Annotated in this window: 10 protein-coding genes and 1 tRNA gene; 4 read left to right on the forward strand and 7 right to left on the reverse strand. The window is 46.1% G+C overall.

Annotated features, from left to right (window positions below):
• Window positions 1-151: 151 nt before the first annotated feature.
• From QUB37_RS23690 to QUB37_RS23700, 3 genes are all read right to left on the reverse strand, one after another.
• Window positions 152-967 carry an inositol monophosphatase family protein gene (locus QUB37_RS23690; protein ID WP_333166881.1) on the reverse strand — a complete coding sequence of 272 codons (816 nt, stop codon included), beginning with the start codon at window positions 965-967 and terminating at the stop codon, window positions 152-154.
• A gap of 138 nt (window positions 968-1105) precedes the next feature.
• The gene (locus QUB37_RS23695; protein WP_333166825.1) at window positions 1106-1621 is read right to left on the reverse strand and encodes a thermonuclease family protein; all 516 of its coding nucleotides are present in this window, start codon (window positions 1619-1621) and stop codon (window positions 1106-1108) included.
• Window positions 1622-1655: 34 nt separating this feature from the next.
• Window positions 1656-2024 (reverse strand): 2Fe-2S iron-sulfur cluster-binding protein, encoded by a 369-nt coding sequence (locus QUB37_RS23700; RefSeq protein WP_333166827.1) that lies wholly within the window; start codon window positions 2022-2024, stop codon window positions 1656-1658.
• A 213-nt stretch (window positions 2025-2237) separates the two neighbouring features.
• Between QUB37_RS23700 and QUB37_RS23705 the strand changes: the two genes are divergently transcribed.
• Window positions 2238-2322 (forward strand) — tRNA-Ser (locus tag QUB37_RS23705).
• A 246-nt stretch (window positions 2323-2568) separates the two neighbouring features.
• Here QUB37_RS23705 and QUB37_RS23710 read toward each other — a convergent pair.
• The 4 genes from QUB37_RS23710 to QUB37_RS23725 form a co-directional block, all read right to left on the reverse strand.
• Window positions 2569-2967, reverse strand: coding sequence for a transcriptional regulator (locus QUB37_RS23710; protein WP_333166829.1), 399 nt, complete (start codon window positions 2965-2967; stop codon window positions 2569-2571).
• Window positions 2951-3250, reverse strand: coding sequence for a type II toxin-antitoxin system HigB family toxin (locus QUB37_RS23715; protein WP_333166832.1), 300 nt, complete (start codon window positions 3248-3250; stop codon window positions 2951-2953). The genes QUB37_RS23710 and QUB37_RS23715 overlap by 17 nt, the downstream gene beginning before the upstream one ends.
• A gap of 299 nt (window positions 3251-3549) precedes the next feature.
• Entirely contained in the window at window positions 3550-3732 is a 183-nt protein-coding gene (locus QUB37_RS23720; RefSeq protein WP_333166834.1) for a hypothetical protein, read from the reverse strand.
• 106 nt (window positions 3733-3838) lie between these two features.
• Complete coding sequence (locus QUB37_RS23725) at window positions 3839-4624, reverse strand: pentapeptide repeat-containing protein (protein WP_333166836.1); 786 nt, start codon at window positions 4622-4624, stop codon at window positions 3839-3841.
• Between the two features lie 70 nt (window positions 4625-4694).
• On the opposite strand from QUB37_RS23725, the gene QUB37_RS23730 reads away from it, so the two are divergent.
• From QUB37_RS23730 to QUB37_RS23740, 3 genes are all read left to right on the forward strand, one after another.
• Complete coding sequence (locus QUB37_RS23730; RefSeq protein ID WP_333166838.1) at window positions 4695-5597, forward strand: phosphodiester glycosidase family protein; 903 nt, start codon at window positions 4695-4697, stop codon at window positions 5595-5597.
• A gap of 292 nt (window positions 5598-5889) precedes the next feature.
• Entirely contained in the window at window positions 5890-6546 is a 657-nt protein-coding gene (locus QUB37_RS23735) for a HEAT repeat domain-containing protein (RefSeq protein ID WP_333166841.1), read from the forward strand.
• A gap of 231 nt (window positions 6547-6777) precedes the next feature.
• The coding region (locus tag QUB37_RS23740; RefSeq protein ID WP_333166843.1) for a ribbon-helix-helix protein, CopG family at window positions 6778-7227 on the forward strand (450 nt) is incomplete at its 3' end.

The following is a 7227-nucleotide window of genomic DNA, read 5'->3' on the forward strand; positions in this document are numbered from 1 at the left end:
TATTCAGTTATACTAACCAGTTGGTTAGGCTAACCTTCCCTGAGTATTGCTACCCATTTGGGTTAAACGAATCGCACTCACTATTCTTTAATGTAGCTTGAGTCAAGGGGTTCTGACCCCCGTACTACCCCCGATCTATTGCTGGGGGGCGCTACTTCCAAGAAGATAAGGGAGGAACTGCTAGCAGTGCGCTGCTGAGTTCGGCGTGTATTTTGCCGTTTGTGGCCAAAATCCGACCTGAGTTCATCTCAAAGGCACTACCGTCATAAGCTGTAATTTGACCTCCGGCTTCGGAGACGATGACTACACCGGCTGCTACGTCCCAAGGGGACAGTCCCCGTTCCCAGTATCCGTCCGATCGCCCCATCGCCAGGTGTGCGAGGTCTAGGGATGCGGAACCGCTGCGCCGCACGCCTTGGGTGAGGTGGGTGAGGTGACAGAATTCGGCATAATTATTGTCTGCTGTTTCCCGTCGATCGTATGCAAAGCCAGTGACTAGCAAGCTGGTTCTCAATTCTGAGATTTGGGAAACTTCGATCGGCGAACGGTTGCAGGTTGCTCCTAATCCTTTGCCTGCCCGAAATAATTCATTATGCAAAGGGTCGTAAATTACTCCAATTTGTGGTTTGCCGTCGATTAAAAGTCCGATCGACACGGCCCAAAAAGGATATTGGTGAGCATAATTTGTTGTGCCATCCAAAGGGTCGATCGCCCACAGGTATTTGCTGCTAGCATCCCCTAATTTGCCGGATTCTTCGGCGAGGATAGCGTGGTCGGGTACGTGGCGGCCCAGAATTTCTAAGATGACGGCTTCTGAGGCTTTGTCGGCTTCTGTGACTAAATCGCCCGATCGCCCTTTTTCTTGAATTTTTTCTAATTTTCCGCAAAAAGATTTCAGGACGGAACCGGCGGCTAGGGCTGCTTCGGTGGCTATTTCTAAGAAGTTTTGCAGTTGATTGTCAGTCATTGGGAATTGGGAATTGGGAATTGGGAATTGGGAATTGGGAATTGGGAATTGGGAATTGGGAATTGCTTCCAATGACAACTGCTAACTGTCAACTGCCAACTGTCAACTGTCAACTGTCAACTGTCAACTGTCAACTGACTAATTCCGATTTTGCTGGCGAAATTCTGCGGGAGTTTGGCGCAAAGCTCGTTCTGGATTCCACAGACCTTTACCCATGAGTCTCGCCCATTCTTGAGCGTTGATGAGTCGCTGCTGATATTTGGTGTTGGGCGATCGCACTGAGGCCAAGGCATAACCTTCTTTGATTAGCTGTTCGTTGAGCAAATTTTTATCTTGCCACAAGTAGGCTAGTTTGCGATCGAACTGGTCTTTCTCTTCGATGTCTGATTCTAACAATACCTGTTTTCCCACAGTTAGCTGTTCTAGTCTTTGTTTGGCTGCTTCTCCCCAAGGCTGCTGTTTTAAATCCGGCGCATCAATACCAATCAGCCTGATTTGTTCTAATAAGGCTATTTTGTCGGCTGTACTGATAACTTCGATTGTTTGGCCGCTGATGGCCCTTTCTACTTTGGCGATCGTACCTTGGGGCATTTCTGGTTTTTGGCAGCTAGCTAGCAACAGACAAAGGGCGATCGCACATAATCGATAAAGCATGGATAATTGGTAGTTGATTATTTATCAAATTCCCTCACTCTTCATCCAACGGCAAACCGGCTTTAACTTTACCTTTGCCGAAGTAGCGACCGAATTGCAGTTCGTACACTTCGTCTTCGTCTTGCGTCTCTACCTCGATGTTGGAACGGGGATAGCTGACGCACAGCAGGGCATAACCCTCTTTTTGCAGTTCCACAGAAAGCCCCATTGCTTCTGGCTGGTGCAGTTCCCCCGACTTGACGCGCACCGCACAGGCGGTACAAGCGCCGTTGCGGCAGGAAAAGGGCAATTCTACTCCTTGGTTTTCGGCGCTTTGCAGGATGTAGCGGTCTTCGGGTACTCGCACGGTGTGGCGATGGCCTGTCTGTCTGTTATGAATTTTAATTGTGTAAGAGTCTGTCATGGAATTTTAGATTTTAGATTTTAGATTTTAGATTGGGGTTTGCGGGGCTAAATCCTTTATATGAAAGGGTTTGCGACACAGGGAGCAGAATCCGGCCTGCCCGTTTGACACCCTACCCACATTAAACAGTAAATTTATGCCGTTACCCCTTCCCAAATCAGATTTGTTCTGCTAATATAGTTTAGCTGTGGCTAAATGAATTAATTTAGCCCTGGAGAGGTGGCCGAGCGGTTGAAGGCGCACGCCTGGAAAGTGTGTTTAGGGCAACTTAACGAGGGTTCGAATCCCTCCCTCTCCGTTAAATAAGCTGTTCAGGCAAAAAAAACAGCTTGCAACAAAAATCTCTGATATGAGATAAATACTTTGATTAGAGCGATCGCCCTTGAATTCTTTTAGAAAACTCAAGGGCGATCGCTTTTCTAGGGTTAGATGCCTCTGACCTGGGCATCGGGCATCGGGCATGGGTAATAGTTAGTGGTTACTGGTTAGTAGTTTTTCTAATCACAAATAACCAATGCCCTATTCCCAATGCCCTATTCCCAAATTAAATGAACAAGCTAGGTGAGATTTTAAAATAATCGCCTAGTGCCTTAGCTTGTGCCTTGCTAATCGCTCTTTTCCCATTGACAACCTCAGACACCACACCGCTCGATCCAATGATACCTACCAAGTCCGCTTGACGGGTGCCGCTGGATTCCATGATGTGTTGCAAAATCTCATGAGGCTCCGATTTGTCCATCGGATAATTTTCTGTCTCATAAACTTCAATCAGCGTGACTAACAACTTGTATAAAGCTCTCTCCTCTGGGGTGCGGTTTTTAGCGAACGTTAGCCGTTCTGCTACTGCCAGGAGGCGATCGTATTCCTCTTCGGTTTCGATCGCCCTAGGAGCAATTTCTGCAAGCAATTTGCTATAAGTGGCTCCATCAAAAGTAAGGATCATTTTTCCATTTGTTTTTGTCGTATTCAGCGTGGGTTAGGAAATATTTGTAAAAAATAGTTTGCTCCTCGTAGTTGATGCCGACAATCAGACGATATTCGTTGCCTTTGATATTAAAGACTGTGAAGTTTCCTACTGCTTCGGCATCTCGGTAAATCTTGCGAACCTCCTCCAAATTCTGCCATTCTGCTTGCTTTACAGTTGCGTTCCAGCTATCAATTTGATTTTTGACATCGGGATACTGGGCAGCATCTTTACGGAGGTTCCGGATCGAGATTATGTGCATTTCTTTTTATTTGATTTGTTCTTTTGTTTTGCATAGTGATAGCTAATTGTTGACAGTTTTTCTTGGCTGCTATGCTTATACTCTCATTTTGAGAGGAAGATGTCAAGGCCCGATCGAGTAAAAATTCTTTAACCCACTCCAAGTGGGTTTTGTCTGTGTAGGCGCGGTTGGAAACCGCAGGCTTTGTCTTTAATCCCACTCTTCCTCCCCCGACTCGATCCTCATCGTGTAAAAAAGCTTCTAGCAGCGTGGTTCGGGCGAGATCCTCGCAAATAAGAGTCAGCGTTTTAGCAGAGGTTTTACGCACGACAGGGTTGCGGTGATGTGCTAGAGCTTCCAGCAAAAAAAAAAGTTGCAGGTTTGCCAATTGAGCCGAGAGTTTCGGCTAAACTCAGCCTCACCATTCCCTGCGAATCTCCCATACATTCGACCATCTTTTTGAGCAGTTCGCTGTGGTTGGGATTGAAAGTTGCGAGGGCCATTTGCTCCCTCACCGTTTGCAGCAAAGCGTCGCTTTCTGCTGGCTCAATTACTGTTTGAATATCAGTCGGGTAATTTTAGATTTTAAATTTTAGATTTTAGATTGAGCTAATGTATATCGAACTTAGCATCAGCGAGATTTGCCCCTCTGAACGAAGTACCCTCAGCATTTCTAATCTCTCGAACAATAGCCGAAAAAGACACAAACGCAAACCAAAGATACAGCAGCGACAGCAAACCGAAACACATACCCCAAAACAGTTTGTGAGTGCTCAGAAAAGCGCTCGCCGTTGCACTGAACAAAAAAGCCGCTGCGTAAGTCGCCACACTTCCAGCCGATGCGATCGCCACCTGTGCAAATTGGCTACGAATCCGGGAACTCACAAAAAACATTAACACCCCGCCGATCGACATTCCAGCAAGAGCAGCCTGGGAATTATTATTAGTTGCAGTGCCAGCATAGAAAAATCCCAACAAAGCTCCTGATAGAATAGCAGAAATTGTTCGTGCCAATCTACCCGCTTTTGAGGCTTTTGGCTGTTTGCTGGCGATCGCCGAAGCGAAACCAGCAGCGCTCAAAACCCCGTACAGCAACAGAACAAAAGGCCAACTGCCAGATCCCGGTAATTGTCCTTGAGTTCCCAAAATCAGTCGAGTCAGAACATCGCCCACAACCAAACAAATCGCGATCGCCCCACCACTCAAAACAGCTATCTGTCGCCAAGAAAGCCCGATTTTCGCACCGATAAAATTCGCACCCACTAACTGAGCATTTCTAAAATTGCAGCCTCTAACATCCGCACCGCTGAAATCAGCACCGTTAAGAACTTGTCCTTGGAACGCTCGATTTCGTAAAATTTGATTGCTAAAATTATTGGAATCCGAATACTTCATATTAGTACAGGATGCTTGAAAATATATAAATATGTCAGTGTTCCCGTCCCTATCTACAATCTAAAATGGTATGACTTATCGACCCACAATCAAACAAATTTGGCAGATTCTCGGTCTCGGAATATTGCTCGCACCAATACTACTCTACAACATTCCCTACTTTTTGCGTCCCCAACAAACAAACGAAGCCCGATCGCTCTTTCAAGGAATAGCCTACCGCAGGGAATTTCGGACTAATCCGCGTCCCACCCTAATTCACATTGTTAGCATCGACCTAAAAGCGCCGGGAATAGGAATTTTTGTCACTCCCGGAAATCCAACACCCGATTTAACAGAAACCCATGCCCGCACGGCTACTGAATTCCTGAAAGAATTTAAATTGCAATTAGCAGTCAACGGCAATTTTTTTTATCCCTGCATCGAGGAAGCACCTTGGGATTACTATCCCCGCAGTGGCGATCGAGTAAATAATGTCGGACACGCCATTGCCAAAAGCCAAGCTTATTCTCAACCACATTCAGGCTTTCCCGCCCTTTGTTTTGATGCCAAAAACCGCGCTCAAATAATCGAAAACGGCACTTGTCCTGCGGGAACAGCCTATGCAGTTGCTGGAGATACTTTGCTGGTGAAAAATGGCAAACCCGTAGCACAAAGTCAGGAAGAACGCAAACAGGATAAGCCATATCCCCGTGCCGTCGCGGCGATCGACAAAACAGGCGACAAGTTGTGGTTAATTCTGGCAGACGGGAAGCAGAGGCTTTACAGTGAAGGGCTGAAATTGAGCGAAATAACTGATATTTTGATGCAGTTAGGAGCCGAGACAGTGCTAAATTTAGATGGTGGCGGGTCGGTAACTTTTGCAGTAGCATCGCCGTCAGGAGCGAAACTGTTGAATGCTCCGATTCAGAATAAAATCCCCATGCAGGAACGTCCAATTGCCAATCATTTAGGATTTTATGCGCGGGAGAATTAGGGGTGTAAATTTCGCTTTTATCTCCAAATATGGGATTTAAACATGATTCTATTCTGCACTGTGCCCAAACCGCTACTTGTAAAAAATAGGCTCTTAAAAAAGATTAAAAACAATAAATGATGCCTCCGCATACTCAAATAAATAGGGTACTGATTGCCTTCATTACTAATACACAACTTCGCTTAAATACCCACAAAATTTCTTATTCAGCAGTGAATTTTTTTATCTGCCCAAAATCCGGGAATAATTGCTAAAATTGTAAAGAAACGTAACAAAAATTTATAATTGGCTTATGGAAATTAGCGAAATCCAAGCAGCGCTGCAAAGTTCGGATTCTCAAGAGAGGCTGCGGGGGGTAACGGCTCTGAGAAAGTGCGATTCTGCGGTGGCGCTGCCGATGTTGCTGAGCAAAGTGGACGATCGCGAGTTTATCGTGCGATCGTGTGTGGCGATGGGATTGCGGCAGATTCAAACTGCGGAAGCTTTTGCGGCGCTGTTAAAAATGATGCAGTTCGATCGCGATCCGAACGTGCGCGCCGAAGCCGCTAACTCTTTGTCAAGGTTCGGAACCGAGGCAATTTCTCATTTAGTCGAAGCTTTTCGCCGCGATGACAATTGGCTCGTCCGTCGCAGTATTATGGCTCCGCTGTACGAAATGCAGTGTCCTGATGCAGTATTTGAAATTTGTGCGATCGGTCTTGGCGGCGAAGATTTACCAGTTCAGGAAGCAGCAATTGACGGATTTGGTCTGCTGGCAAATACCCAGAAGCAAGAAGAGGCTTTGCAGCAATTATTACCTCTTGTGAGCGCGGATTACTGGGGAATTCGGCTGCGAGTTGCTCGCGCGCTGAGAAAATTTGACAATCCTCAAGCTCGCGCTGCTGTCAGCTATTTGGCAAAAGATCGAGATCATCGGGTTGCAGGTGCGACTTTGGAAGCTTCGCTTTAAAACAACGGCTTACAAGCTCAACTGCGCTATCTGCGGTATCGTGCCGAAAAAAACCCGCGTCAGGGAATGTTCACGCGGTTCTACGGGGAGGAATGAACCCAAGAGTATATTCACGGATTTTTGTTCAATTGGGAACGCAAGCTGGCACAATTGGTAAGTAACAAGAATTAATTTTAATACAAGCTTCAGCCACTACACTTATTAGTGTAGGTTGGCATGAGGAAAATGCCAATGGTCAAAAAAAATCGCAATGTAGTTAGTTCCAATTCAGAAAGTAAAGTCAAAGTCGGACTTTCGCTGACTTCTTCTAGTGCCGATCGATTAAACACGATCGCTCGCAAGCTCGGAATATCAAGGTCGGAACTCCTAGAACGCTTGGCACAAGGCGCTCTGGATATTTCTAAGGACAAGACGGAAGTTACTGTCACTTGGAAAAAAGGTGAAGAAACTGAGGTAGATGCAGCCCACTTGCAAGGGGAAACAGCCGAAGAAAGCGAAGTTAATGACGCTGTAACGGCAGAAACTCTATCGGACTCGGTGAGTGTAAAGCCAAATCCGCTGCAAGAAAGTTACGAAAGTTTACAGCAGCAGTTGAGTGAACGCGAAAGTTCGATCGCTTCTTTGCAGCAGCAATTCGCTACTGAAAAGCAAAATCTCGAAAGCCAATTAGCCGAAACTGTA

It is taken from the genome of Microcoleus sp. AT3-A2 (assembly GCF_036705685.1).
Taxonomy (GTDB): Bacteria; Cyanobacteriota; Cyanobacteriia; order Cyanobacteriales; family Microcoleaceae; genus Microcoleus.

Coding starts and splice junctions, on each gene's coding strand:
- QUB37_RS23690 (WP_333166881.1), bottom strand. CDS start 967: ATGACTGACAATCAACTGCAAAACTTCTTAGAAATAGCCACCGAAGCA.
- QUB37_RS23695 (WP_333166825.1), bottom strand. CDS start 1,621: ATGCTTTATCGATTATGTGCGATCGCCCTTTGTCTGTTGCTAGCTAGC.
- QUB37_RS23700 (WP_333166827.1), bottom strand. CDS start 2,024: ATGACAGACTCTTACACAATTAAAATTCATAACAGACAGACAGGCCAT.
- QUB37_RS23710 (WP_333166829.1), bottom strand. CDS start 2,967: ATGATCCTTACTTTTGATGGAGCCACTTATAGCAAATTGCTTGCAGAA.
- QUB37_RS23715 (WP_333166832.1), bottom strand. CDS start 3,250: ATGCACATAATCTCGATCCGGAACCTCCGTAAAGATGCTGCCCAGTAT.
- QUB37_RS23720 (WP_333166834.1), bottom strand. CDS start 3,732: ATGGCCCTCGCAACTTTCAATCCCAACCACAGCGAACTGCTCAAAAAG.
- QUB37_RS23725 (WP_333166836.1), bottom strand. CDS start 4,624: ATGAAGTATTCGGATTCCAATAATTTTAGCAATCAAATTTTACGAAAT.
- QUB37_RS23730 (WP_333166838.1), top strand. CDS start 4,695: ATGACTTATCGACCCACAATCAAACAAATTTGGCAGATTCTCGGTCTC.
- QUB37_RS23735 (WP_333166841.1), top strand. CDS start 5,890: ATGGAAATTAGCGAAATCCAAGCAGCGCTGCAAAGTTCGGATTCTCAA.